Raw genomic sequence first — 26,485 nt, 5'->3', positions numbered from 1 at the left:
ATGTGCTGCGATTGACAGGGGTCGGTCGTAGCACACTTCTGTACAGAGCATGTGTACAGGCTATATGTATAGCTCATGTGTACATCTCATGTGTACATCTCATGTGTACATCTCATGTGTATAAACCACGCTCACAATAATTTGCTTTTTTGTTGTGTAAATAAATTGTATGTCATTGTGACGCGTGAAATTGCTGCTCATTATTTATGCGCAGCAATGAGTATAAAGTGACTAATCATGCGGTGTTTAAGCATGGATATTTTAGCGATTGTTGCTGGATTGTTTCATAAGTTAAACTAATCCGAATGGCCAAATTTTGTCATTTTTTTAATCCTCCGAAGTTGCCTAATATTCGTGCCAACACAGTAAGTTACCGATTTATTTAAGAGAGGCTCACATGGCACAAGCAATGCGTTTGGGTACTGTTACAGCACCAACCTCTATGGATAAAAAAACCTACGCGGTTAACTTCAAAGGATTGATGAAACATTTGGTTGATATTCTGTTTGTTGATGACAAACAAACGCGCACTTACCACAGTGCAGAATTATCTAGCCACATGCAACGTGACATTGGTTTGTCACGCTAAGCAAAAGTGATACAAAAAAGCCGACATTCGTGTCGGCTTTTTTATGGCATAAAGAAAACGCGACCGAAGCCGCGCTTTATCTCAATTACTTCTTGCGGCAATATTCCGCAATGATGTACATGGTCTGACCGTTGACTTTACCCTGAATGTGTTTTGGGTCGTCTGTCAGCGCGATACCGCGTACCGCAGTACCTTGTTTGATCACCATGCTTGACCCTTTCACTGGAAGGTCTTTAATCACGGTCACGTCGTCGCCTTTTTTCAGCTCAACGCCGTTCACATCCAGCGGTTTGTCTGCATCGTCATCCATACCGATTTCTGCCCACTTCTGAGTTTCCTCTTCCATGTACATCATTTCGACCAGATCCTGCGCCCAACCTTCAGTGGTTGCCAGACGCTTCAGTTGACGCCAAGCCAACACCTGAACAGGTGCTACCTGACTCCACATGCTGTCATTGAGGCAGCGCCAGTGGTTGGCATCTACGGTGTCTGGGTCTTCAATCTGACCTTTACAGGTATCACATAGCATCACTGCGTGGTCCACAGTCACTTGTGTATGTGGTGCAACCACGAAAGGAGATAGAGGTGACTCTGCAGCACAAAGTTCACATTTAGATTCGCAGCGTGTAAGTAGCGTTGCTTCCGTAGACATAAAACCCACCTTGTAAAATTTCGTAGGCGCGTATTATCCACTTTACGCACAAGATTTAAAGGGATATTGCATCAAACACGGTAAATCAACGGGTTATTTGTATTGAATTGATACAAACAACCCCAAATTGTGTGATTTGTATCAGCCGCACTGTGGACGTGGCGTCGAAGAGGTCGGTAATGTTTTGATCTTTGCGCTTAAATCATGAATGCGTGTGCTGTGTGACGGGTGGGTGGAGAGCAATTCCGGCGGTTGACTTCCTCCAGAAGCTTTGGCCATGTTCTGCCACAAATCAATACTTTGCTGTGGGTTAAACCCAGCGCGCGCCATGAGTTCTAAGCCCACAATATCCGCTTCGGATTCTTGAGAGCGGCCATAAGGCAGGATCACCCCATATTGAACGCCCACACCCAACGCGGCCATGGTGATATCTTTATATTGTGCGTATGCCGAGGACCCAATCGCCAAGTCAGTGACTTGCAGCCCCATACTGGCTAATTGGCTTTGCGATAACCGTTCATTACTGTGATTGGCGAGTACGTGCGCTACTTCGTGGCCAATCACCGTGGCCAGTTGATCTTGGTTCACGGCAACGTTGAGCAGGCCGGTATAGACACCAATTTTGCCGCCTGGAAGCGCGAATGCGTTGACTTGATCGCTTTCAAATACCACCACTTCCCAGCTGTCATAACCTGCCTGCTGTGGAATCTGCGCAGTAATCGCGTTAGCGACACATTGCACGTAACGATTTGTTTTTGCGTCTTTGTTGATCGGCGTTTCCTGTTTCATTTGGTCGAAAGACTGCGCGCCTAAACTGCTCATGTCTTTGTTGGAAAACAGCAGGATCTGATTGCGACCCGTGGGGGACGCTGCACAAGCCGTTAGGCCGATTACTGTGAGGATGCAAGAAGCTTTAAACCATGGGCGCATTGAGATCTCCGGTCGAGCATAAGGTGGCGTGATAAAAACGTTGAAATCATATCATGGCTCTTGCTGAATTGACGACGAATGTCGTTTTGTCATTGCCATTCAGCACGTTACAATAGAGCCAACTCACACTTTTTTGGCGGGTCAATCAGCCGCTTAACGTAAGGATATTCACATGGACATTTGGAAAAAGCCGATCAGCTTAGAGATTCTTAACGCTACCTCAAAAAATACGCTGATTGATCATCTCCAAATTATTTATACCGAGATTGGCGAGAACTCAATCTCTGCGACGATGCCAGTGTGTCACTTTACCCATCAGCCGCTTGGCATGTTGCATGGTGGCGCATCGGTGGTACTGGCGGAAACCTTGGGATCTATTGCGGCCAATTTCTGTGTTGACGATGAGTCATACTGTGTCGGGCTAGACATTAACGCCAACCACATCCGTTCGATGCGAGAAGGACATGTGGTAGGCACTGCGACTCCAATTCATTTGGGCGTTTCAACACAGGTATGGCAAATCACCATCACCGATGAACGTGGCCGTTTGGTGTGTACCAGCCGTTTAACGATGGCGGTGAAGAAAGCCAAGAACAACAAACAAAAACTGAGCACTGAGGCGTAAATGGTCATCGAATTTAAAAGCGGAAAAATCATCGTGACGGCGCATGAGTTGGTGATTCGTTTGCAAGGGGAGCATCACGTCACGTTGCAAGCGCAAAGTGATGCCGTTGAACTGATTGGCCGCGGCGCAAATGTGGTTGCGGTGAACGGCTCTGAAGCGAAATGGTCATTGAAGTTAGATAACGAAGCGCAACTTCGTTTGCTCGCCACTGAATTAGGCTGTGACATCGCTTAAAGATTCCCAGCTCTTACTTGTCAAATCTCTTGAAAATAGGGAAACTCATTGGCGTAGTCGTTCAAATGAGATTTCCCCTTTATGAGTAGCCCTCGCTTACGTGTCCAGTTCGAAACCCTGTTCGAACACTTCAATGGTCAGGACACAGACACCCAACTTGAAGATGTCACAGAAATTTTGTTCTGTACTCGGCGTAACGCGCGGATTGTATTGAATAAAATGGAAGAAGAAGGGTGGATCGAATGGCATCCCGCCGCTGGCCGAGGCAAACTGTCGCAATTGTTGTTTAAACGCAGCCGGTCGGATGTGAGCGAGAATCTCGCACGGCGCTATCTTGAAGAGGGAAAAATTGGTCAGGCGTTGTCGGTACTTGACCAAGATGCTGCCAAGCTCACGCAAGTGATTCAGAGTTACTTAGGCGTGCAGCATCAAGAAGGCTTGCAGGTGGTTCGTTTGCCGTACTATCGACCGTTGTCGATGCTCAATCCGCTCAAGCCCATGCGTCGCTCTGAATTGCACATCGCTCGCCAAATCTACAGCGGTTTGACGCGTCTTGATGAAGACGAACAACTGCAACCCGATTTGGCACACACGTGGGAAGCTATCACGCCAACCCATTGGCGTTTTTACATTCGTCCCGGTGTCCGTTTTCACAATGGCGAACTACTGACCACCGACATTGTGATCCAAAGTTTGTGGCAACTACGTTTTGTGAATCTGTTCTCTCACATTGATACCGTGATGTCACCGGGTGACTGCGTGGTGGATATCCACCTGCAAAAGCCAGATCACCGTTTGCCGCTGTTGCTGTCGGAAGCGTGTGCCAAAATTCTCTTACCAGAATCACAGCGCGGTGACGATTTCGATTTGATGCCGATTGGGAGCGGCCCATACAAAGTGATCGTCAATGATGAGAAACGTTTGGTGCTGCAAGCTTTTGATGGCTACTTCGGGTTTCGGCCGCTGCTTGATCGCGTGGAAGTGTGGGTGATTGATGAAGCGCATTCCTCCATGGTGTTTCCGAGCCTATCGCATCCCATTAAAACTCCGCGGGGTTCTTCGACCGAAGACGTCGACCTCGATCCCGGCTGTACCTACTTGCTATTAAACCGCAAGAATGGCTTAGCGAAAGACTCTCAATGGGCCACCTATTTTCACAACAAACTCAGTACGCTGAATCTGTTTCGCCGCATCCCGGAAGAAAAAGTGGTGGAATTGGGCGTTTTACCCGCTTATGGCCTTAAACCGGGTTGGTATCATCAGGCGCCGAGCGATTTTACCCTCACACCGCCGGCGCAACGTTCAGTGACGGTCGCTTATCATGCGCAGCATCCGATGTTTCCGACACTCGCGAAAGTGATTCAACAGGTACTGAATGAAGATGGCATCCATGTTGAATTCATTAAATACGAGTTGTCATTGACGGAAGAAACGGCGGTAGATATTTGGATTAAAGCCATGGGCATCGCCAACCACCGCGATGATGCGTTGGCGGGCTGGTTGCTAAATTATTCTGATGTCGAGCATTTAAGCCGCGGTGACGACTTCAACTATTGGTGCAGTTTGGTGGATCAATGGCGTGCTGACTCACAGGCGGTTTTTCCGGCGAAAGAGCTTGGTAAGTCGTTGGTTGAGCAACATCAAATTATTCCGATGTTCCATTGCTGGCTGGGTGTTTCCAAAGATCAGTGTGGTTCGTTGCAAAATGCCAAATGCAACGCGCTGGGCTGGTTTGATTTCGCGCAAGTGTGGGTGAAACCCGAGTTCGATTAAGATGGCAAAACCGAGAAAAAAACTGCCTGAGAAGACGGTCGACATTTCCTGCACGAAGTGTCGCACGGTGTTATTCAAATACCATAAAGGCGGCAAGGGCGCGCTCATCAAATGCTTCAACGCTCGCATCGCTCAAGATGCGACGCAGGGCGATGGGCGTTGTCCGAATTGTGGGAGCGAGTTTGCGCGCGAAGCCATGATTCGCGGTGCGCCAGCGTGGAAAATTGCGGGTGGCAAGGTGGTGGTAAAATGAACGCTCTCCAAGTTATCTTTTGAAATTATTGGAAAATCGGTTCAGAAAACTTAAAATTTCATGGGGTTAGGTCTAATTTTGATCTCGATCGATAAAAATCAGAATTTTAATGCCTCGGGCTACCAATAAGTTTTGGAAGTGATACACTGCAGTTGTTCCGAATTGGAGCGAGAAGTTGCTAAAAAATAAGGGGAAACTATGGAACTTGCGCTAGTTATTACTTTTATCGTAGCCGCTGTGGTTATGGTTAAAAAAGAAATGGCAGAAAACAAATAATTTACTTCATTCTCATTTTTTCTTTTCCTTTTGAATGTTTTAAATAAAAGAAAAGCCAGCTTTCGCTGGCTTTTTTGATCATGGAAGCTCTGAAATCAAAATTCGTACTTCGCCGTGATTGCAAAGTTACGTTTTGGCTGAGACTTATCGAGATCCAGTTCGCTGGAACCACGCACGTCATTCCACTTGTAGTACTCTTTATCCGTCACGTTAAAAATACCGGCTGTCAATGTCACGTCTTTGATCGGTTTGTAATACGCGGTGATATCCACGATGGTCGCGCTTGGCATTTCGGTTTGTGAAGAATCGTCGCTATTGATGTCGCTTGATGATTTCTTCGCGGTGTAGTTCACTTTCAGGCTTGAACCCCATTGTGTGCTTGGCGCGTCGTAGTTCAACGCAACAACTGCGTTCCAAGGGTTAACACTGTTGAGTGGGTTTCCTTCGCCATCTTCACCTTCGGTGTAGGCGGCAACCAATTTAGTGCTCATCCCTTGTGGCGCGTTGATCAGTTTGTCCAGCAATAGGGTATTGCTCAGTTCCACACCTTTAATGGTCGCTTGATCGATGTTGGTGTAGTAATACGAGGTCATCGAACCATCGTTGCTGCTGGTTTGATCGATGAAGTTGTCGTAATCGCTGTAGAAGAACGAAATCTCAGAACGGGTTGCCGCGGTGCGATGACGATAGCCCAGCTCGTACGAAATACTTTCTTCCGACTTCAGATCCGGGTTTGGAATGTTTTCATAACAGAAGCCGTAGTAACAGCCGCCACCATACACGTAGTACAGTTCGCTGAAGGTTGGTGCGCGGAAGCCTTGGCTCACTTGAGAGAAGACGGTATTTTGGTCGTTGAGGTGATAAACCGCACCCACACGACCTGTGACAGCGGAATCTTTGTACGTCTCGTAGCTGGTGCCATCAATGTCGTCCGGATTGGTGTTAAACCAGTCGTAACGAATTCCCGGAGTGATGATCAGGCTGCCGTTCATGAACGCCATCTCATCTTGCAAGAATACGCCCACTTTACGCTCGGTCGAGTCTGGCGTGTACACCGTCTGGCTGCTGGTGTTGGTCAGCAGGTTGTAGGTCATGTTGGTGTTTTCAATGTCTGCCGCCGTCAGGCTGACACCGTAAATGAAGTTGTGTTCAACACTGCCAATGGTCAGCAGTTTGTCGAACTGAGTTTCGACATCCCAACGGTTGTCTTTGTAAACGTAGTCTTTGCGTTCACTGGCCGTTGAGCTGGTGCGGTGGGTGATGCCGTTGTCATCTTTCTTCTGCCACGTCACTTTGCTGGTGATGGTGTCCGCCATGCCCAAATCAGCGTTCCAGATATGTTTCAAGCCAATGCGGGTTTTCTTCGTGGTGTCTTCACCGCTGTATTGCGTATAAGTGGCGTGGTAGATGTCCGAATCCGATTCGTTATGAATGACTTCCCCCAGTAACTCAAGGCGATGGGCAGGATTGAGCTGATATTGCAGCTTAATCAACAGATCGTTTTTCGACGTATCTTGGTCAGTGACGGAGTAGTTTTCATGGGTGTTGTTTGAGAAGTTATCGATTTTCTCGCCATCACGACGGGTGAATGCCACGAGGGTTTCTAAATCGCCGATACGGTTGGCCAGCGCGACGTGCTCACTGAATGATTTGTCTTCTGAAAAGTAGGAGAGCTTCACTTGGCCGCCAAAGGATTCGCCGTCTTTTAAGAAATCACGCGGATCTTTGGTTTCGAATGCCACAACACCGCCTACGGCGTCACTGCCGTGCAAACTCGACGCCGCACCTTTCACCACTTCAACACTTTTGACCATGTCTGGTTCAATGTACACTGCACTGGAGTTAATGAAGTCGTACGGTTGCCCGTCAAAGGCTTGCGCTTGTGCTACGCCATCAACCAGGATTTTCACACGGTTGCCTTCAACACCACGAATATTCACGTTTTGGATGCCTTGACGATTCGAACCATTGACGGTGACACCTGGCGTATATTCAAACACTTCGCCGATATCTTTCGACATGTTTTTCTCAATGTCTTTCTCACTCACCACGTCAACTTTTGCGGCGGTGTTACCGAGCGTTTGATTTGTGCGGGTCGCGGATACCACGACTTCGTCGAATGAGGCATAATCGTCTGCATAGACGGAAGGAGAGAGAGCAAGGACAATCGCCATCGATAGTAAGGATCGGTTATACATCTGCTTTTACCTTAGTAAGTCCATATAAGTATGTTCGCGGCAGAGTGTATTGGATCTAAATAATAATTACTATCATTTGCATTTGTGTTGTTGCGGTCAATTTTCTATTAAAAATGTCATAATTAGGTCAATTAAAGTAATTTAATCAATCAGTTAATCCACAATAACGCTAGAAATAAAGTTTTTACTTTATTAAATAAGTGTGATTTGAATCACGCTTAGTGGGCGTTCTATCAATATAAGGATGTTGGTTTTGCAAAGTCCAATTACGTTAGAGGCGTTACACATACTCGATGCGATTGAGCGTCGTGGCAGTTTTGCAGCGGCGGCGAATGAGTTGAATCGTGCGCCGAGTTCGTTGAGTTACCAGATTCAAAAGTTGGAACAGGATCTGGATATCATGATTTTCGACCGCTCAGGGCATAAAGCGAACTTCACCGATGCAGGCAAGCTGATATTGGAGCGGGGACGTGCCATCCTTTCTGCGACGGAGAAACTGGTGAACGATGCAACTTTATTGGCGAACGGCTGGGAGCTGGACATCACGTTGGCGTTTGATGGCATCATTCCGATTGCCAACTTCTTCCCGCTGGTCGAAGCGTTAGGCAATGTGAGCAAGACACGTGTGCGCCTTCAAGAAGATATTCTGGCAGGGGGCTGGGAATCGTTAGCCGCTGATCGCGCGGATTTGTTGATTTGTCCGAAAATCGACACCTTGCCGCAAGATGTGAAAGCGGAACCGCTGGGCACCATGGAAATGATGTGGGTGGCTGCGAGCGATCATTACGTTCATAAACGCAGCGGTGAATTTGATGATGAAGCGCGTCAAAAATACCGTGCGATTGCCATTGCCGATACCGCGCGCGATCAACCGGCTATGAGCGTGAATATTTTGGAAAAGCAACCGCGCCTGACAGTGACCAACTTCAATGCGAAATGCCAAGCACTGGTGAATGGCCTCGGCATTGGTACGTTACCAAAGCATGTGGCTGAGCCATTGATTGCTGAGGGAAAACTCAAGAAGATTGAAGGCAGCCAGGGAATTGACATGGAAATCATCATGGCCTGGCGCCGAAACAAGATTGGTGAAGCAAAATCTTGGTGTATTCAATACCTCAAGAAAAATTGGCATTTGGTTTAAGATCAACAAGCCACCGCTCGATCGTCAAGATCCGGCGGTGGCTTTTCAGCTCACTGACCGTTCAGCGGCAAGACCATGTCGGCGGTGCCATCTTCAAAATGGATATCGACGGCAAACCCCAACCGTTGTGCCAATGTCAACATGCCACGGTTGGTGGGCATGGTCATCCCTGAAATTTGCGCAGTGCCTTTGTTGCGACAGTAATCGATGATTTTCCCCATCAAAATCTTGCCTAAGCCTTTTCCTTTTAGGTCTGAGCGAATCAAAATCGCAAACTCGGCATCGGTATTTTCTGGGTTAATCAGCGCGCGTGAGACGCCAATGATCTCCTCTTTGTCTCCTTGGTGGCTGACCGCCACAAACGCCATTTCACGGTCGTAATCAATTTGCGTCAGGTTGGCGAGGGCTTCATGGTGGAATTCCCCAACATCCGAGAAAAATCGTTTGTAGAGATCTTCTTTGCTGACTTTTTTAATGAACGCTGCGTGGTCGGGTTCATCTTCAGGCAGGATGGGGCGAATCGTGACGCGTTCGCCATCTTTGGCTTCCACATCTTCCACCATCTCTGCAGGGTATGGGCGGATTGCCAAGCGGCCTTGGGCATCGCCTTCGAAACGCTTCAAGGTTAAGTCGGCATCGAGGATGGTAAATTGGCTGCCGTTGACAAGGACTGGATGAATATCCAGTTCGTGTACTTGCGGACACTCTACCACCATTTGCGAGATTCGAACTAAGAATTCAGACAGGCCCTCAATGTCGATCGGGACGGGCAATTTTTGCAGGCGAATCTTGCCGCTTCGAATTGCACGCACAATCAGGTAGCGCGCCAGTGTCATGTTCAACGGCGGCAGCGCTGCCGCGGCATCGATCGATTCATTCCATTCTGAGCCGCCTTGTCCCAGCAAAATCACCGGGCCAAAAGTGGTGTCGTGTTTAACCTTAATACGAAGTTCTTCACCGCCAGCCAGTTTTGCCATGCCTTGAACCAGCAGGCCATGAATATTGGCAGACGGGTAGGAGATTTGGGTGCGATCCAAAATCGCTTGCGCCGCGCTCGCCACTTCAGCGCTGTTACGCAGGTTGAGCATGACCCCTTGCACGTCAGATTTGTGTGCAATGTCTGGTGAGCGCAGCTTCACCGCCACCGGATAACCAATGGTTTCGGCAATATGAACCGCTTCACTGGCATCGGACGCAATCCAAGTCGGTAGCACATTGAAGTTAAAACATTTCAATAACGTCCCGATTTGGTGGGTATCCAAATGTGCCAAGTTCGCTTGTTCTAGGTGTTCATTAATCCACTGTTTGGCGCTGTTGACTTCAGACACGTGCACGGATTCGGCGGTGGTGGGCGTCTCCATCAGTTGCTTTTGGTTTCGTCGGTATTCGACCAAGTGCATGAACGCAACCACCGCACTTTCTGGCGTTCGGTATGTTGGAATGCCGGCTTGATTGAAGATCTGACGCGCCGGTTTCGCCGTGAGTTCTCCTGACCAGTTGGTGAGAATGTTAAAGCGTGGCGAGCGTGGATGTGCTTTGATCGCATCGACAATGACTTGCGCGGTCTGTTCAGAATGCGCAATGGCAGACGGGCTGTGCATGATCAGAATGGCATCAATGTCGTCACTGTCTAGCACGGCATTCAACGCGTTCACGTACCGTGTGTGGTCGGCATCGCCGACGATATCGATGGGATTACTGTGCGACCAACTTTGCGGTAGGCATTGATTGAGCGTCTCGAACACCGATGCTTCAAGTTCAGCAAGTTTCCCGCCACGTTCAAGCAAGGTATCGATTGCCATAATCGCCGGGCCACCACCGTTGGTGATGATCGCAAGGCGTTCACCACGCAGTGGTACGGAATGGGTTAAGGTTTCTACCGCGGCAAATAGTTCGTGCGTGTTGTTTACGCGCAGCATACCGGTGCGGCGAATTGCTGAGTCGTAAATGATGTCGAGCGTGTCATCGCCCCCAGTGTGCATTTGCGCTGCTTTGCGACCTGCGGTTGTGCGACCGCCTTTTAACACCAGAATGCGTCGGTTACGTGAGGCTGCACGCGCTGCAGACATAAACCGCCGCGCGTCTTTAATCGTATCGACATAGAGCAAAATCGCGTCGGTGTGTTTGTCGGTACTGAGGCAATCCAGTAGATCCGAAAAATCGATGTCACTGGCATTGCCCAACGAGATAAACGCGGAAAAGCCGATCTGTTTGTCGTTCGCCCAGTCGAGAATGGTGGTACATACTGCTGCCGATTGGGAGATAAACGCAATGTTCCCGCGTGATGCGGTGACTGGAGAGAACGAACCGTTGAAATTGATCCAAGGTAGGATCAAGCCTAAGCTGTTAGGGCCAAGCACGCGCATGCCCGATTCTTTGGCAATCGCGGTACATTGCTCTTGAATTTCACGGCCTTGTGCATCTAATGTGTACATGTCTGACGAGAGTACAATGACGTTAGAGACGCCTTTATCCGCCAATTGCCGAAAGATGGTGACGTTGCGTGAGGCGTGCGTGCATAAAATGGCGATGTCGGGCACTAAGGGCAATGCATCAATGGTTTTATACGCCAGCACGCCGCATACCGAAGGGTAATAAGGCGTCACGGGCATAATGGCGCCATCAAATCCACCTTGAAGCAGATTTTTCATGACGATGTTTCCGGCACGGAACGGGCGAATCGACGCCCCAATCACCGCAACGGATTTAGGCTTCAGTAACTGACTTAAATTATTCATAATTATTGCGCCACAGGTTGACCTGTTTATATCCTAACCAATTCCGGATTAAACTGTTCGTGTATTTGATGCGGTTGTGATCCTGTCAGCAGCGAAGTGAGTCCACTTTGTGTCACAAATCACAGGATATCGGTGATAATTCGGCTGCTGTGCTTGATTCTCAGCGCCGCTATCGGCATGATTTAATTACTTTCTACTTAGAGTGTTTAAGAATCCATGAAAAAAGTTGCAATTGTTGGCTTGTCAGCGGTCCTCGCTGCTTGTTCCTCGGGAAGCTACATCACTGATGTGACCACGGAAAGTCATACGGAAGAGTTTGCCGTTGCTGAAGTTCCGCAACCTGTTGTGTCTGATGAAGGCACGGCTGAAGGTGTGACCGAGAAAAACGTTGAGCTGAACGTTATTAAGATGACGCCGGCTGACAACGAGAAGAAAGTGGTCAAGATGAGTCCTCAGACTCAAGCGAAACCTGCGGTTGCAATCACTCCGCCAACAGCCAAACAAGTTCAAATGAATCCTCGTTACGGCTTTACGATTCAAGTTGTCGCGGTGGGTACACAAACTAAAGTAGATCAGTTTGCCAACAAACTTCCAAAAGATGGCCAGCCCGTTTGGGAAAACTACAAAGTCGTGAACGGCACCAAATGGTACACCGTGCTTTATGGTGACTACGCAACGCGCAAAGAGGCTGCAGAAGCGATCAGCACGCTGCCTGGTGAGTTCCAATCTCTGAAACCATTCGTGAAGAGCATCGACTCCATCAAGAATTCAGAGTTCCCAACATTAAACAAGTTGAACTAACTCTGACTGACGCAACAAAGGGGCTATTTAGCCCCTTTGTTGTTTGTTCTCTAACCACTTAAACCATGATTGTGTGAGAAATTGTCTCGAACAGTGTAAGTTCATGACGAATTGACTATCATAGTGGGCAATTCCTATTTGGTGTCACGGAAAGATCTAATGACAAAAACAACTATCTTACTTTTGTGTGGCGGCGGCTCTTCAGAACATGAAGTTTCGCTGGTTTCTGCGAACTATCTACAGCAGCAATTATCACTGACGCCTGACTTCGATGTGGTCAGGGTGGAAATGAAAAAAGAGGGATGGTTCTCCGATACGGGTGAGATCGTGTATTTAGATACGAACTCAGCCACGTTGAATGGCGAAGGTTTGTCGCTCAAGATTGATTTCGTTATTCCATGTATTCACGGTTACCCGGGTGAAACGGGCGACATCCAATCTATGTTTGAATTGGCAGGCATTCCTTACTTGGGTTGTGGCCCTGAAGCCAGTTCCAACAGCTTCAACAAAATCACCTCAAAGCTGTGGTACGACGCGTTAGATATTCCAAACACGCCTTATTTATTCCTGTCTGAAAACAATGCACAGGCGCTAAAAAACACGCAAGACGCATTTGCGAAATGGGGCAGCTTGTTTATCAAAGCGGCGCGCCAAGGCTCTTCGGTTGGCTGTTACAAGGTCACAAAAGAAGACCAAATTGCGGCGGCGATTGATGCGGCGTTTAGCTATTCAGAGCAAGTGTTGGTCGAGCAAGCGGTGAAACCTCGTGAGCTGGAAGTTGCAGCTTATGAAATGAATGGCGAGCTGTTCATTACCAAACCAGGTGAAATTATCGCGCCAGAAGATGCGTTTTACAGCTACGAAGAGAAGTATAGCACCGACAGCCATTCTCGTACGGAAGTGGAAGCTGGCAACCTAACCGATGAACAACAAGCGTTGATTCATCATGTGGCACAGAAGGTGTTTACGCACATGAAACTGCGTCATTTGTCACGCATTGACTTCTTCTTGACGCCAGAAGGTCACGTTTATCTGAATGAAGTGAATACCTTTCCCGGCATGACACCAATTTCCATGTTCCCGAAAATGTTGGCGAACAATGGCCATCAATTCGATGAATTCCTCGCAGATTGCGTGCGTCGTTCTCTTACTCCCAAGGCTTAAATTTCACAAATTTTAGCTTCTCTCGCTCCGCAGTGTGGTCATTACCCATATATTGATAAGGCATTGCGGGGCTGAGCCAACGCCCAAACGCCTGTATATCTTTCGCTTTGTAGCCTTGTTTGGCCAACTCTTTCGCGGCGCCAATTCGTGTTGATTGTCCGGAAAACTTCAGCGTTTCATCTCCCAAATAAGCGCCGGCATTGCGTAAGATTCGAAAGATTGACGAATCATCCAACGCCGATGAAGACACGTTTCCGTGACGGTCGATGGCGCGAAATAGCACACCATCGTGTTCCCCAATGCAATTCAACCATTTTGTGATACATCGGCTCGCTTGCGACGATAACACATAGTGAGAATCAGCAAGCGTCAGCGTGTATTGTTCTTCGTTACTCTCATTGATGACAAGTTGATGAACGTGCAGCGCTTTCAGCTCCGCACGTTTGAGTGCGCATTCGAACATCACATGATAAATGGCGAGATCGCGCACCGGCTTGGGCGACTGCTTGTTCTTCAATTGTTCAAACAGCTGATGAAGATGATGAGATTCAAAGCTCGAGGCTTGAGTGGCATCGCCATGTTTGTCTAACCGTAGTTGCTGAAGGGCGGTACGCACTTGGCTGTTAGCGGTTGGATCGCGTTGGTTGAGTAGGGTATGGACTAAACTAATAGTGACCGCGTAACGTTTTAATGTGCTGAATTTTCTCGAACGAGCCTCATGTTCAAGAAACTGTCTGACGGCGGTGACCGACGCAGGCAACGCACGCACGGCGCGTAATTGACAGAAATTGAGGAACAGATTCCAATCTTTTGTGAAGGCGAGCAGCGAGTTACGAGTGTACTGATGCTGCGTGAGCTGATCAACTTGCTCTAGAGTGACAAGACGACCAAACTCATTAAGCTTATGTTTTAAAATACTTTGATCTGTGATGATAGTAAGGTTTTTTTTCATCCTAGCGCACTATAACTTACGGTTTTAGTGATAAATATACTTGCTAACACAGGATATACAATTATTATTTAGGTAACTGCAACTAGAAGAACCAGATGCGTATGGCTTTAGCTACTTATCGAGGGTTTACCCTTAAATCTGCGCCAAATTCTAACGAAGTGTGGCAAGTTCAGATCAAGAACCATGTGTTAACGGGCAACTTAGCCGCCGTAAAGAAAAGCATTGATTGGTGGTGTGACACGGCATCGATTATCGACCCGAGAGAATTCGAGTCGGTGGGCCGTAAACGCGAAGTCGCTGCGGGCGCACACGAAAACTTCAACGGGTTCACGATAAAGAACGACACCGGTGAAGCGAACGGATGGTATTGTTTTTTTAATGGCCGCTTAATCAAAGGTTCTAAAGTTGCTATTCAAAAACATATCGAAGCCTTCTTACTCGCCAAACAGCGAGCGGAAGCACAACAGAAGAAGTAGTAGAAATCATGACACTTGTATATTCGACAGAAGTCGGCCGAATTAAACAGGAACCAGAGAAAGTTGAGCGTCCTAAAGGCGACGGCATTGTCCGTATCCACAAAGAAACCAAAGGACGTAAAGGCAAAGGCGTTTGCATCGTTAAGGGATTAGACTTAGATGATGCGCCGTTAAAGCTGCTCGCTGCAGAACTGAAAAAAGTGTGTGGTTGCGGCGGTTCCGTTAAAGATGGCGAAATTGAAATCCAAGGCGACATGAGAGACAAAATTAAAGCGTTACTGGAAAAGAAAGGCTTTAAAGTCAAACTGGCTGGTGGCTAATAACCGGGTTGATATCGTTAGATAGCAAAGTAGTTATTAGCTATTTTATGGTAAATCCAGTTATGTTGAATCCCATCGCTAGATAACCAAATAAACACAGCAGAGAAGAGCACCAAAGAACGTGCTCTTCTTATTAGCGAACATCATTTAACATAACGTACATAATGCGCACTGTGGATGATGAATTTAACATTTAGCTCTTTGTGTCTGGTTTCATTGCCTAAACCCTTGATATCTGAATCGTATTTCTAGTTTACCGGGCTTTTAGTCGTGTTTTTGATAGTTATCATCGCTACGCTTGCTAATCGGCACACAGCGTTTTTAAGTGATTTTTTTCTATGATCATTTTGTCGCGCTGATTTTCACTCAAAACACACTAAAAAAATAATTTTCGTCAGTTCTATGATTTGCGAGTTAGCTCATGTTTCACTATTCATTCAAACAACTCTATTGGCGTGAATTTTCGTCCTATCAACAAGGCGCGGAATTCTTTCACGTGACAACGGCCACCATTCGACGTTGGCTCACCGGTAAGATCCCGATTAACCCCATGGCTGAAAAACTGTTGCTCATTAAGTCTCTTGGCTATCTACCCAATGACATCCGTTGGGCTGGCTTTAGAATCTGTGAGCAACGTGCGCTGTTTATCACACCATCGGGACGCGAATTTAGCCCCAAGGAGCTTGAGAGCTTCGTTCATTGGCGTGATGAACACTTGAACTTCATAGAGCTATACGGTCACATTCCGTCACCCAAGTATTACCCGGCCAAAGAAAATGTACTACCGTTTCGAGGTGGTCGCCGCATGACCGCTGCACCTTGGATCCCAACAAAGTTTAAGTAAACAAAAGCCCTCTGTTTAAGGGCTTTCTTTATATTACTAAGAGATGTCACTAGAGCTACTATGTAATATATTATCAATGTCAATCATCAACTGTTCTAAGGTTTTTAGGCTGAAAAAATTAGAGCTCATAAAGTCAATATCGTTTTCAAACTCAGATCTATTGCATTGAATATACTCGCTAGGTTCGACCAAGCTTCTACTCTTTGTTTTTTCAAGTATTTCTGTCCATTGGTATTTTTCAAAGCTGGTATCAAATCTACATAAAATATTTAAACTTATTATTACCCCTCTAAGTAGTTCGATATAAGAAACGCAGCAGTTAAAATTGAATATATGTATAGATAAATCGTTTTCTTTGTGGTTATCGACATAGAGTTTAAACTCATGCTCCAAATCATATATACTTAATTCTGCAGAGTTTCCAAGGTTTCTAAATCCTTTTTCTGCTAGAAAACTGGAAATTTCTTTGTTTAGTTCATGATGATTTATTAGAGTTTTATTACGACATGAGTATGACAGTTTTTCTAATGTGTCATAAATAAAGTCAAATACATTCAAATAGTTATCACTAATCGTAAGTTCTCCCTCTAATGACTTTGGAAATATAAGGCCGTGCATGTGTCTTGAGTCTAACGTCGACATGCATTCATCTACTTTTTCGTATTTTTTGAAATATTTCTCAAACTCTTCTAAGTGTTTGTAGTGGTTTGAAAAACAATTTTGCTTATTAGTTACTTCTATTTGTTTCTTAGTCTGCTCAGAACGATGATTTGCAGCAAGTAATGCTACGATTGGAATAATTAGTGCTGAAAATCCAAGGGGAACTTTAAAAATGTTGAGTAGATTATTGAAACCTTCGTAGTCAAATCTAAACTCCAATCCTGTTTGAGTATATATAATTAAAGCTATAAGTATGGATGTCAATAACATTGTTCCGATGGTGAATCGAACTACTTTTAAATCCAAAAAGCTTATTTCCGGGTCAAAATGATTATTTCTCTTGTCCATGTCTTCATATCCAAATGCAACTGGATACGATTATGAAAAAAAATACGGGAAAAGAAAAGCTAAACAAAAAGCCAGACACCGAATGTCTGGCTTCTAGTTGGCATAAGCGAAGGGCTTCGGGGCTCCCCCCGGCGAACTGTGGTGTACGAAACTTATCGTATTTACAGTACGGAGAATTTCGTATTTACTCTACGAAAATTACCGTACTGAACCACCTGACGCGCTGGATTGCATCATGTGCTCGAAGAAATCGCCTGTTTACTACTGGAATGACGAAGACGGCTTTTACTGCTCGGTTGACGGACAACCGGAGTATTTCCGTACTCGCTCTGAACTGTACGCCTACGCTTGCGACACTGAACGCGATCTCATCGAAGTCACCGACGAAAACGAATCCGAACTGCGCGCCGCTGGTGCCTTTGTCAATCAGGGAGATTTCTGATGTCTCGCACGTTGATTGACTACGTTTCTTTCTCTGGCTCGCCGCTTATCCTTGAGCGCTGCAAAGACATGGCGAAACAACGATTCATGATTGGCCGCTCGCCTTATCAGTTCCAATCTTACAATGACGTGGCCGTTGCTGGCCGCGAACGCGACCAAATTAATCACTTTGCGGAAAACCTCGCGCAGGTTCTTGGCTGTGTTGAATCTGAAAACTACGCCAACAAAGATTTGTACTTTGAAGCACTGGCCGACCAACTTCAAGACGCTGACTTACACATTGCTCAGGACAAATCGTTTAACGACTGTTACCAAGAGCTTATCGCCAACCTTGGGATTGATATGCTCGATGTGCTTTGCCATGGCGAAGTCGAATCGTTTCTTGAGCTGCTGCAACATGAACTTAGCTACGACGGAAATATCTGGACAACCGAACGTCGTGGTGGCTTCTCCGGTTATCGTTATTCTGCAAAGTTACTGTGTAACGGAATTCAGGCAGGAATGGTCGCTTGGGGCGCGTCGAACTTCGGTTATTACGTGTCTTTTTCCGGTAAAGGCTGCGAAGCACTAAATTTTGAAAAGCTGCATTACGCCTTAAAACAGATGGCTGGAACCAAACTGACCCGTGTTGACCTTGCACTTGATGACTTGCAAGGCAATGTCTCAATTTCATCGATTGATGAGCCTCCCGCGCTGGGTCGTGTCCCACACTGTGGAACATCAACAATAAAATTACCCTATAGAAGAATCAGACATCTGTCGGATTTGAAAAAAACAGAAGGGATTCACCACACGTTTTTAAATAAGAAAGCGAGACGGGCGCAATTAGCGCCCCCATCAGTTGCAAGCTGGCCAATTTATGATTTACTGAGACTTCAGTTGCGCATGCGATTGAGGAGAAAGGAGAAAAGTATTGTACATATAGGACCAGAGAAACTGCCGCGCGATATACATTTGTGAGGCAATTCAATAACTCGAACGCTTGGCTACTTGGTTTTGTCTCTACACGCAAGCGTATAGCAGACAGAACCAAGTGCGAGGGTGATTTATACCACTCTCATGACTTAAATTAAAAATTGTTATAATACATTAGGTTAAGAGTAAAGGGGGAAGTTATACACAGGCTGGAGTGCGATATTTGCACAATTTTGCTCATAAGTTAGAGGGGAAAAGTTGAGCGGCTTTCTTTCTCGATAAAGGCGCTGCTATACTAAAAAAACTATCTGATTAGTAATAGATAGCAAGAAGCCCTGAGAAGGGCTCAGGGCTTCCAAAAATACGGAGGCTACATGGATGCAGACTTGCTCCAAGCTGTTGCGGCTGTTCTAATTGCGCTAGCAACATTAGTAAAAGCTTTTAGAGATAAAAGCTAACCCCCAAACCCTGAAGCGATGGCCGTCGCTTCAGGGTTTTTCATACGGACCTAAACATACCGAGTATGATTAAGCCTGTTGACAAGGTAAATATAGCACATGGGTTATATTTTAAAACAGAAGTAAACATGTAAACTAGAAACGTATTGTAGAAGTTGGGATGCGTATTATGTGAGTTGTCTTACGGGCTTCGAACCGTAAAGGGATTCTCCCTCCTAGTCATCACGGCCAGCATTGCACTGGCCGGATTTCGCCCACCTTTGACTGCTCTCAGTCCTGCGGCAGAGCCTCAACATAACTCAATACCATATGCGCAACCGTAATAGTAATGCTTTAACCTCGGTCGCATATAACGTCAAACTGCCCACAACCATTGATAATCCTTGTAATCCCAGTCCGTTATACTTTTTTTGCAATATGCTCCCAGTGCGAATGCTTCACCACTAAAGATCTTTCGATTGTGAATCCTTAACATGATTAAAACGATGAGTATCAGCTACGCATCGCGTCTCAAATAAATCAGGTATGAAACGGATAGATCGCACTGTGTGTCAATATCTTCCATAGGCTTTTGAGCGAATCTCAGCAATCTTCTTCGCATACTCTTGCTCTAGCAAATAAATCTTATGGTCTCTCTCTTGTTGTAAACGCATGATTTCTTCGTTGTAATTGGTGTAAGGGTCAGCTTGAAAAGTTATATCACAACGGCTGCTAACATCATTCACCGCGTTGCTTGAACCTGATAAGTTGAATGATGCGCGAATCTTTCTAGCGTTATAGCTGTATACCTCTAAATGGGCTGTGCGACCTTGCTTAATCGAGTAAAGCAGCTCTTTAGGATAGTTTTCGACGACTCCACTTTCATAACTTGATGAGTACATTCGGCCATCAAGATCGTAAATGTTCCCGCCATCAATCTTAATACGCAATTTCATTTCTTGGTTCGGTGAACCGATAGCGTTCTGCGATCCAAATGTTAGGTACATGGTTCGCTTGTAGGTATCAGAATCACATCGAAAACCTAAGTGATTACCACCGCTAGTTACGTAACGTTCATAGACGTTCTTATTGTACATTGAATCGAAGTATTCGTTCTTCTGAAATGAAGCATGGGAACTGATTGAGATCAGCGCTGCACATAAACCAAAGCCCATAGATACAAATTTCACTGACTTTCCTCTTGTCATTTCTCAACAAGCCACTTTACGGCGTCGCGCTAAGTTAGACCGCGATCTTTTCCCGGTTTATGGCGCAAGTTACTGTGTTTTTTATTGCTAACCCTCAGATTGCGCACTCTGAGGCAGAGATTCTCTCGATTCAAAACCTTCTTGATTTCAATCCATAAAGCTCACTTGAGTGACAACGTCACTAGGAGTTACCTCATATATTTTGTGCTGTATGGCGCTGTTGTTCTGAACCAAATCAATTCTTGATGTTGTGCCTTTCGATTGGCGGTTGGATTGGCTGCTATTTCTCTGGTGTTCAATTCAATACAAGTAACTACAGCAGATATGGCAACAGTAAGTAATCACACCGTAACGTGACAGAATAATAAACTGGCACCATTTGGGTGTGTAATTTGACGTGTAATAAAATTACAACAACAAGTAAAATTAGTCTAGATGCAGTATTTTATCCTGCATTAACATATTGTTTTAAATGATTTATTTACCTTTAACTGATTTTTTATGGGGAGTTTCTAGGGGTTGGGATGCGGTTGTAAGTCTAAATGAAAGGCAAAAAAAAAGAGCACTGACGTGCCCTATTCTTTGGTTTGTTGCTCTGCTTGTTGTTGTCGTATTTCCTGAGCAATGATTTTGATTGCTTCTGCGGTGCTTATGCCTTGCGACATCAGGGCCTGAATCTTTTCAACCGCAGCTTGTTGCTCGGCGTGTGATAGCGTGGGTAAATCATCAAACATAAAAAAGGCTCCTTGTTTAAGGAGCCCAACTATAGTGGTTCGTTTAGTAACTCGCAAGGAAGTTTATGAAACCGCCCATGGCATCTTCGTTGGTGTAGCTGGCACCGATATCCAATTGGAACAGGTTCAGTGGCGAGATCCCCACACCGGCCGTAACCGTCCCTTCACTACCGCTATAGGCTAAGTTTTTATAATACCCTGCCCGCAGTTTCAGTTGGCGCATCAAATCGATTTCGCCACCAACACGAATCATTTGTGTATTGTCGGCAAAACTTTTGTAGCGTTGATCTTCATTGATATCGTAGTCGACACTTAAAGTGACGTAATCTGCAACTAAACCGGCACCGACTGTAAATTGTGGACGAATTTGATAAGCGTATTGTAGGTTGGGATTCCCTGACACTTTAGACGCGACGCTTTTCGTTTCGATGTCTCGGCTGATCAAGTTGGTCGCGGCCACACCGATGCGGAACGGCCCGTAGAACCAAAGTGCACCGGCATCGATATTAAACGTGGTTTCGCCATTGCTGTTTTCGCGCAGATCTTTGATATCGTAATCGTTGAGGCTGGCTTCGTAGACGTAGGTATAGATGCGTTGTAGTTTCGGGCTGATACCAAAGGACATGTGTTGTCCCATGAACGTTTGGTATTTCGCAAACGTGATGCCGACTTCAGTCACGGCGACGGACACTGCGTTAACAGTACTGTTTTGCGCTTTCTCAAAGGTACATTCATCCGAGCCTTCTGTGTAACTCGGGCAGGAATCTGCGATGTTCGTGGTGGCAAAAGATTCGGTATACGCCTTACCAAAAATGTTCATAGCAAGATAGCGGTTTGGGATACCAAATGCGACAACGCCACCAAGATGGGCGCTAAGAACGTCACCACTGACGTCGTTCATGGCTGTTTGCAATTCGCCAGCGCGATTGAGATCGCCACTGTCGATGATGCTGGAAATGTTATCCATGCCATCGACCATTTGATCGGGGTCGTTGTAGGTAAAGCCGATACTGGGAAGAATCATGCCTGCATCGTCATTGCGTCGGTAAATGGCAACGATCGCAGGGTTATAAAATGGGGCTGTGAGGTAGTTGGCGGAGACGACACCAACGCCGCCCATGGCATCACCGCGAGCTTCTACGGCGTAGTTTGCTGCAAAGGCACTGGGCGCGGCAATCGCGACTGACAGCGCAAGAAATTTGAGTTTGTTATTCATGCCGATATAAACCGTAAGTTCCGTTTCGTTTTATAGCGGCATATTCTCTATTATCTTTAGCTATTCCTCTAGAGAAACGTCATATGTTTTGCTGATAACTTGAGATTGCTCAATTGTGATGGGCCCTTGCCACCGTTGATGCGTCATCGAGACGGCTAAAACATAACGATCGGAAGGAAGATTGTTCAGTTCCAATGAGGTTGGATAATCGGATTCGTAGCTCTGATTCCAAATCTCTTTGTATTTACCATCCACATAATCGAAAACCGACACGCCCAATTTAGGCAGCGGGCAGAAACGATTAAGCAGCGCGTTCTTTTCAACCACCCACTGATCTTTCGACGCCCAACGTACGGTTTGTTTCGCTTTGGGTTCACCAAAAATCACCCAAGCGCTCCACGATTCTTGGTCGTTGGCGGTAATGTCTAAACGATACAGACCCATGTTCAATTTGGTATTGAGGTTGTAGCGTTTGAGATACGAGATGTTTTGACTTGTGACGTTGTCACGGTCAGTGCGAGTAAACGTACTGTCATTGGACAGTGGTTTATCAACCCATTGCGTTAAACGAATGTCGGCAATCGCCTTCTTCGCTTTGGTATCAATAAGAACTTGGTAAGCATCACGACCTGGACTTTGAATGTCGATACGACGAATCAACACCGATTTAATCCATTCTGGAAAAGGTTTGCTGTCCAACCCTTTACCGCAATCGACCGTCAGTGACTGAACGAGAAGATCATTCAGATGGGATTTGATATTTTTGTTGTGTTCAAGCTGCCACACTTCAACCAGAGAGGCAAACATGCTCTCTAAATCGTTATTGAGCAGATGTTGATGAGCTTGTGTAAGCGGTGTGTTGTTCTCAAACCACTCTACACTTTGTGCTGAAAGAGGCACGCATAGCAGCGTGCCCATCAGTAACGCAGTTGTTCGCATTCGTTACGCTTTCATTTTGTAGCCAACACCACGCAGCGTTTCAATTTCTAAACCTGGTAGTTTTTGGCGTAGCTGTAAAACGTGGGTGTCCACGGTACGTGTGGTTGGGAAATGGTTGTAACCCCACACATGATCCAGCAGTTCATCACGTGTAAATACGCGGCCAAGGTTGCTTGCTAAAAACAGCAGCAGGTCGAATTCAGTTCGTGTAAGCGTGATCGATTCACCATTAAAGAACACTTCGCGAGTGGCTTTATCGATGGTTAAATTCGCAGTCACGACTTTGCTGTCATCCTGATCTTCATTTTCAGGAGAACGAAGCTGAGCGCGCACGCGGGCAAATAATTCGGCTTCGGCAAAAGGTTTTGTTAGATAGTCGTTGGCGCCTGCATCTAAACCGGTCACTTTATCTTTCACGGTGACAAGCGCAGTCAGCAAAATGACCGGCACGTCTTTCAGTTTCTTCCAATCCGCGAGGTGCTGCACTGAGTCGCCATCAGGTAACTGACGGTCAAGAATCACCAAGTCGGCTTTTTCCCAATATTGCTTTACACCAGCAATCGTCTCTGCATGTAAACAGTCATATCCTGCTTGCTCCAAACTAACTAGAAGTCCGTCAGCTAGGTTTTTATCATCTTCAACGAGAAGCAATGTCTGTTTCACAGGGTATCTCCAATATAAAAGTGGTCGGCGGTCCGATTAGGGTCATTGTTCCACCCATTCGCCCGACCATCGATTCTACTATAGTTAAGCCAAGTCCTAAGCCACTTTTACTGACAAATGGCTTGCGTAAATGACGCCAATCCTTATTTGTAAGCGTTCCTTGGTCCGTAACCTTGATTGTGACAGCGTTAGATTTAGTAATTACTTCCAATGTCACGGGCGCAACGCCATATTTGACCGCGTTGCGTATTAAATTATCGACACAAGTCCCCAGCCAGTAGACATTCAGTTTGGCTGCAATGTCTTCGTTAATTTTGAGTTCTACCGGCTCGGCGAATTCCTCTTCAACCTTGTATTGTAACCACTCTTCAACGGACGGAACCCAGTCTGTTGCAAGAGGTTTGTTATCAGATTGCAAATAATCCTTACTTGCCTCTGCCAATTGCCTTAATCGACGTGAATCTTCACACAGTCTACGGAACTCATCGTATACAGACTCAGGCAAATGTTCAAATTCGCGACGAAAGCCTTCGACTGTCAACGACAGACTTGCGATCGGTGTGCGTAGCTCATGCGTAAGGATTTGCAGAATGAGCATTCGGCTCTTCATGTCCTGACGCTTTGAATTCCAACGGTAAATTGACCAACCAAATACCAAAAGTATGTTGGCAATCACCAAAGCGACCATACTAATTCGTAACAAATCAGAATGATCTTCAATGTCCCAACAGATGTTGCCGCGCTGCACAAAGCACGTGCTGTCTGAAGTGACTATGTTAAACGATAATCCGGCTTTGCTGGCGTTTCGATTCCAAGTTTCTTCATCGAAAACGTAATATTCGTCCCCTTTTCTCAGCCAAAGTTCCGTATCGTCCCCAAACATAACGGCGCCGGCGATCAATGCCGTCATCGTGTCTTCATTCATGCTCTGTAAACGGCCCAATAAAGTGTTGGTTTCGGCTTGCGGGCGTTCCTGAATGTGCATGTATTGTTGCAGGTCGCTCGTTTTGTCGGTGTGAACTTCCGCATAGCGCGAAGCGTATGTCCCACCGCCAGGGTGAATCAACGCACTGCGGGCAAACCAACGCATGGGTAACTGCGTGCCTTTACAGATGGCGCGTGTAAAAACCAGCGGTTCGGTGACCAGTGGGTTGAGCGGTAGTTTCCCGGTACAGGTTTGAGCCAGACTATACAGTTGCTGGATATCTTTTAATGGATAAGCGGAGGTTTGCGGCAACATGGTATCGGGCGTCAGAAGACGTGTTGGGTAGTCATTCTGGATTTCGCGAATGTCGTACGATACAACGGCCGATTGGTAGTCAAATAGCGATACAAACAGATCGATGCGCTCAGGCAGCGAATCTGCATAAGATGAGGTTGATGTGAATAGCCCTAAAACTGCTAGGGTTCTTAGTATCGCTTTAATCAATTTGAATCTTCGGCAGATCATAGGGTTACAAAACTATAACGTATTCTCTTAGAAAGATACATTTGGCGTGTTATATTGCTGTCAATAATGCATCATCGAATAATAAAGAAGCCAGCTAAATGCTGGCTTCTTGTGTCTTGAGAATCGGAGATTACAGTGCTTTAGAAATGGCGTCTACACTATCTTTCGCATCGCCAAACAGCATGTACGTGTTCTCTTTAAAGAACAGTGGGTTTTGCACACCCGCGTAACCCGTATTCATCGAACGTTTGAATACGATAACGTTTTGTGCGTGCCACACTTCCAGAACGGGCATCCCCGCGATTGGGCTGTTCGGGTCTTCTTGCGCCGCTGGGTTCACGGTGTCGTTCGCGCCAATCACCAACACGGTATCGGTGTCTGAGAAATCATCGTTGATCTCATCCATTTCCAACACGATGTCGTAAGGCACTTTCGCTTCCGCCAACAGTACGTTCATGTGACCAGGCAGACGGCCCGCTACCGGGTGAATACCAAATCGCACTTCAACACCCATGGCACGAAGTTTTTCAGTGATCTCAAAGACTGGGTACTGAGCCTGCGCAACCGCCATACCGTATCCCGGAGTGATGATCACAGACTTCGAGTTTTTCAGCATATCCGCCACATCTTCAGCGTTGATCTCGCGATGTTCACCCTGCTCTTCATCTGAACTAATCACAACTTCTTGGCCAAAGCCACCTGCGATCACGCTAATGAACGAACGGTTCATCGCCTTACACATGATGTAAGACAGAATTGCACCTGAAGAACCAACCAGCGCACCGGTCACGATCAAAAGATCGTTTGCCAGCATAAAGCCTGCTGCCGCGGCCGCCCAACCTGAGTACGAGTTCAGCATCGATACCACAACTGGCATATCGGCACCGCCGATTGAAGCCACCAAGTGGTAACCGAACGCGAACGCAATCAGTGTCATCACGATCAGCGCAAACATACTGCCGTCAGCGTTAACAAAGCGAGTCAGCAACAAGGCTGAGATCACCAGCGCTGCAAGGTTCAGCTTATGCTTGTGGGGTAGATTCAAAGGTGATGATTTGATGATGCCACGCAGTTTACCGAAGGCCACGATGGAACCGGTAAACGTCACCGCACCAATGAACACACCGATAAAGACTTCAACAAGGTGAATGACATGTTCAGCATGGGTGGCCACTTCTGGCGCATCCAGATAGCTGTTGTAACCAACCAAAACCGCAGCCATCCCCACAAAGCTGTGAAGAATAGCGACCAATTCTGGCATTTCGGTCATTTCAACTTTCTTCGCGAAATGCATCCCGATCGCGCCACCAATCACCATCGCCAGAATGATCCACGCGAGGCCTGAAGCACCTGGGCTGAAGATCGTTGCCAGCAACGCGATGGTCATCCCCGCGATACCGTAATAGTTACCTGCCTTCGCAGACTCCTGCTTCGACAGACCTGCCAAACTTAAAATGAAAAACAGAGCAGCAACAATGTACGCCGCTTGTACTAATCCTGCAGACATT

26 protein-coding genes are annotated in these 26,485 nt (G+C 46.4%); 13 read left to right on the top strand and 13 right to left on the bottom strand.

The annotated features are described in order from the left end of the window. Positions 1–397 precede the first annotated feature (397 nt). Positions 398–589: a hypothetical protein gene (locus ACS18Q_RS18595; protein ID WP_004728156.1), complete on the top strand. Its 192-nt coding sequence runs from the start codon at positions 398–400 to the stop codon at positions 587–589. A gap of 85 nt (positions 590–674) precedes the next feature. Here the strand turns inward: ACS18Q_RS18595 and ACS18Q_RS18590 are convergent, their stop codons facing one another. Both ACS18Q_RS18590 and ACS18Q_RS18585 read right to left on the bottom strand, forming a co-directional pair. Then, positions 675–1,241 (bottom strand): PhnA domain-containing protein, encoded by a 567-nt coding sequence (locus tag ACS18Q_RS18590; RefSeq protein ID WP_038152145.1) that lies wholly within the window; start codon positions 1,239–1,241, stop codon positions 675–677. Positions 1,242–1,382: 141 nt separating this feature from the next. Continuing rightward, positions 1,383–2,171 carry a M48 family metallopeptidase gene (locus ACS18Q_RS18585; RefSeq protein ID WP_238770901.1) on the bottom strand — a complete coding sequence of 263 codons (789 nt, stop codon included), beginning with the start codon at positions 2,169–2,171 and terminating at the stop codon, positions 1,383–1,385. Positions 2,172–2,343: 172 nt separating this feature from the next. Here ACS18Q_RS18585 and ACS18Q_RS18580 point away from each other — a divergent pair, with 172 nt between their 5' ends. The 4 genes from ACS18Q_RS18580 to ACS18Q_RS18565 all read left to right on the top strand — a co-directional run bounded on the left by ACS18Q_RS18580 (position 2,344) and on the right by ACS18Q_RS18565 (position 5,056). After that, positions 2,344–2,796: a hotdog fold thioesterase gene (locus ACS18Q_RS18580; protein WP_154179881.1), complete on the top strand. Its 453-nt coding sequence runs from the start codon at positions 2,344–2,346 to the stop codon at positions 2,794–2,796. Further along, complete coding sequence (locus tag ACS18Q_RS18575; RefSeq protein WP_004728152.1) at positions 2,797–3,030, top strand: DUF3389 domain-containing protein; 234 nt, start codon at positions 2,797–2,799, stop codon at positions 3,028–3,030. Between the two features lie 81 nt (positions 3,031–3,111). Next, entirely contained in the window at positions 3,112–4,803 is a 1,692-nt protein-coding gene (locus ACS18Q_RS18570; RefSeq protein WP_154179882.1) for an SgrR family transcriptional regulator, read from the top strand. A gap of 1 nt (position 4,804) precedes the next feature. Continuing rightward, a complete protein-coding gene (locus ACS18Q_RS18565) occupies positions 4,805–5,056 on the top strand; it encodes a hypothetical protein (protein ID WP_441258191.1) in 252 nt (83 codons plus the stop codon). Positions 5,057–5,427: 371 nt separating this feature from the next. Here ACS18Q_RS18565 and ACS18Q_RS18560 read toward each other — a convergent pair whose 3' ends face one another. Continuing rightward, positions 5,428–7,530 (bottom strand): TonB-dependent hemoglobin/transferrin/lactoferrin family receptor, encoded by a 2,103-nt coding sequence (locus ACS18Q_RS18560; RefSeq protein ID WP_038152135.1) that lies wholly within the window; start codon positions 7,528–7,530, stop codon positions 5,428–5,430. Positions 7,531–7,774: 244 nt separating this feature from the next. On the opposite strand from ACS18Q_RS18560, the gene ACS18Q_RS18555 reads away from it, so the two are divergent. Beyond that, on the top strand, positions 7,775–8,671 hold the full coding sequence (locus tag ACS18Q_RS18555; protein WP_370447175.1) for a LysR substrate-binding domain-containing protein: 897 nt from the start codon (positions 7,775–7,777) through the stop codon (positions 8,669–8,671). 50 nt (positions 8,672–8,721) lie between these two features. On the opposite strand, the gene ACS18Q_RS18550 is transcribed toward ACS18Q_RS18555, so the two are convergent. Beyond that, positions 8,722–11,409, bottom strand: a complete 2,688-nt coding sequence (locus ACS18Q_RS18550; protein WP_441258190.1) for a bifunctional acetate--CoA ligase family protein/GNAT family N-acetyltransferase — start codon at positions 11,407–11,409, stop codon at positions 8,722–8,724. A gap of 216 nt (positions 11,410–11,625) precedes the next feature. On the opposite strand from ACS18Q_RS18550, the gene ACS18Q_RS18545 reads away from it, so the two are divergent. Beyond that, positions 11,626–12,210: an SPOR domain-containing protein gene (locus ACS18Q_RS18545; RefSeq protein ID WP_004728146.1), complete on the top strand. Its 585-nt coding sequence runs from the start codon at positions 11,626–11,628 to the stop codon at positions 12,208–12,210. A gap of 159 nt (positions 12,211–12,369) precedes the next feature. Further along, positions 12,370–13,374: a D-alanine--D-alanine ligase gene (locus ACS18Q_RS18540; protein WP_055465272.1), complete on the top strand. Its 1,005-nt coding sequence runs from the start codon at positions 12,370–12,372 to the stop codon at positions 13,372–13,374. Here ACS18Q_RS18540 and ACS18Q_RS18535 read toward each other — a convergent pair. Beyond that, positions 13,358–14,326 (bottom strand): tyrosine-type recombinase/integrase, encoded by a 969-nt coding sequence (locus tag ACS18Q_RS18535; RefSeq protein WP_441258189.1) that lies wholly within the window; start codon positions 14,324–14,326, stop codon positions 13,358–13,360. The genes ACS18Q_RS18540 and ACS18Q_RS18535 overlap by 17 nt on opposite strands. 101 nt (positions 14,327–14,427) lie before the next feature. On the opposite strand from ACS18Q_RS18535, the gene ACS18Q_RS18530 reads away from it, so the two are divergent. From ACS18Q_RS18530 to ACS18Q_RS18520, 3 genes are all read left to right on the top strand, one after another. Then, on the top strand, positions 14,428–14,802 hold the full coding sequence (locus tag ACS18Q_RS18530; RefSeq protein ID WP_038152387.1) for a DUF3319 domain-containing protein: 375 nt from the start codon (positions 14,428–14,430) through the stop codon (positions 14,800–14,802). Positions 14,803–14,810: 8 nt separating this feature from the next. Continuing rightward, on the top strand, positions 14,811–15,122 hold the full coding sequence (gene yciH / locus ACS18Q_RS18525; protein WP_143680482.1) for a stress response translation initiation inhibitor YciH: 312 nt from the start codon (positions 14,811–14,813) through the stop codon (positions 15,120–15,122). A gap of 421 nt (positions 15,123–15,543) precedes the next feature. Further along, positions 15,544–15,966, top strand: a complete 423-nt coding sequence (locus ACS18Q_RS18520) for a DUF3653 domain-containing protein (protein WP_441258188.1) — start codon at positions 15,544–15,546, stop codon at positions 15,964–15,966. Positions 15,967–16,002: 36 nt separating this feature from the next. On the opposite strand, the gene ACS18Q_RS18515 is transcribed toward ACS18Q_RS18520, so the two are convergent. After that, on the bottom strand, positions 16,003–16,974 hold the full coding sequence (locus ACS18Q_RS18515; RefSeq protein WP_441258187.1) for a hypothetical protein: 972 nt from the start codon (positions 16,972–16,974) through the stop codon (positions 16,003–16,005). Positions 16,975–17,209: 235 nt separating this feature from the next. On the opposite strand from ACS18Q_RS18515, the gene ACS18Q_RS18510 reads away from it, so the two are divergent. Both ACS18Q_RS18510 and ACS18Q_RS18505 read left to right on the top strand, forming a co-directional pair. Continuing rightward, positions 17,210–17,416, top strand: a complete 207-nt coding sequence (locus ACS18Q_RS18510; protein WP_100268101.1) for a hypothetical protein — start codon at positions 17,210–17,212, stop codon at positions 17,414–17,416. Next, complete coding sequence (locus ACS18Q_RS18505) at positions 17,416–18,375, top strand: hypothetical protein (RefSeq protein ID WP_441258186.1); 960 nt, start codon at positions 17,416–17,418, stop codon at positions 18,373–18,375. Before ACS18Q_RS18510 ends, ACS18Q_RS18505 begins: the two co-directional genes overlap by 1 nt. 964 nt (positions 18,376–19,339) lie before the next feature. Here ACS18Q_RS18505 and ACS18Q_RS18500 read toward each other — a convergent pair. From ACS18Q_RS18500 to pntB, 7 genes are all read right to left on the bottom strand, one after another. Next, positions 19,340–19,957 (bottom strand): hypothetical protein, encoded by a 618-nt coding sequence (locus ACS18Q_RS18500; protein ID WP_206981887.1) that lies wholly within the window; start codon positions 19,955–19,957, stop codon positions 19,340–19,342. A gap of 593 nt (positions 19,958–20,550) precedes the next feature. Next, on the bottom strand, positions 20,551–20,709 hold the full coding sequence (locus tag ACS18Q_RS18495; protein ID WP_004728141.1) for a YoaH family protein: 159 nt from the start codon (positions 20,707–20,709) through the stop codon (positions 20,551–20,553). A gap of 43 nt (positions 20,710–20,752) precedes the next feature. Then, positions 20,753–21,925 (bottom strand): conjugal transfer protein TraF, encoded by a 1,173-nt coding sequence (locus ACS18Q_RS18490; RefSeq protein ID WP_014257315.1) that lies wholly within the window; start codon positions 21,923–21,925, stop codon positions 20,753–20,755. A gap of 60 nt (positions 21,926–21,985) precedes the next feature. Then, positions 21,986–22,864 carry a DUF2861 family protein gene (locus ACS18Q_RS18485; protein ID WP_014257314.1) on the bottom strand — a complete coding sequence of 293 codons (879 nt, stop codon included), beginning with the start codon at positions 22,862–22,864 and terminating at the stop codon, positions 21,986–21,988. Between the two features lie 3 nt (positions 22,865–22,867). Next, positions 22,868–23,527: a response regulator transcription factor VxrB gene (vxrB, locus tag ACS18Q_RS18480; protein WP_038152126.1), complete on the bottom strand. Its 660-nt coding sequence runs from the start codon at positions 23,525–23,527 to the stop codon at positions 22,868–22,870. Next, the gene (gene vxrA / locus ACS18Q_RS18475) at positions 23,502–24,977 is read right to left on the bottom strand and encodes a sensor histidine kinase VxrA (protein ID WP_014257313.1); all 1,476 of its coding nucleotides are present in this window, start codon (positions 24,975–24,977) and stop codon (positions 23,502–23,504) included. The genes vxrB and vxrA overlap by 26 nt, the downstream gene beginning before the upstream one ends. 130 nt (positions 24,978–25,107) lie before the next feature. Further along, positions 25,108–26,484 carry a Re/Si-specific NAD(P)(+) transhydrogenase subunit beta gene (pntB, locus tag ACS18Q_RS18470; protein ID WP_014257312.1) on the bottom strand — a complete coding sequence of 459 codons (1,377 nt, stop codon included), beginning with the start codon at positions 26,482–26,484 and terminating at the stop codon, positions 25,108–25,110. Position 26,485 lies beyond the last annotated feature (1 nt).

Source organism: Vibrio sp. Vf1514, assembly GCF_052076135.1.
Lineage (GTDB): Bacteria > Pseudomonadota > Gammaproteobacteria > Enterobacterales > Vibrionaceae > Vibrio > Vibrio furnissii.
Note: the sequence above shows the minus strand (reverse complement) of the source record. Positions and strands in the feature narration are given on the sequence as shown.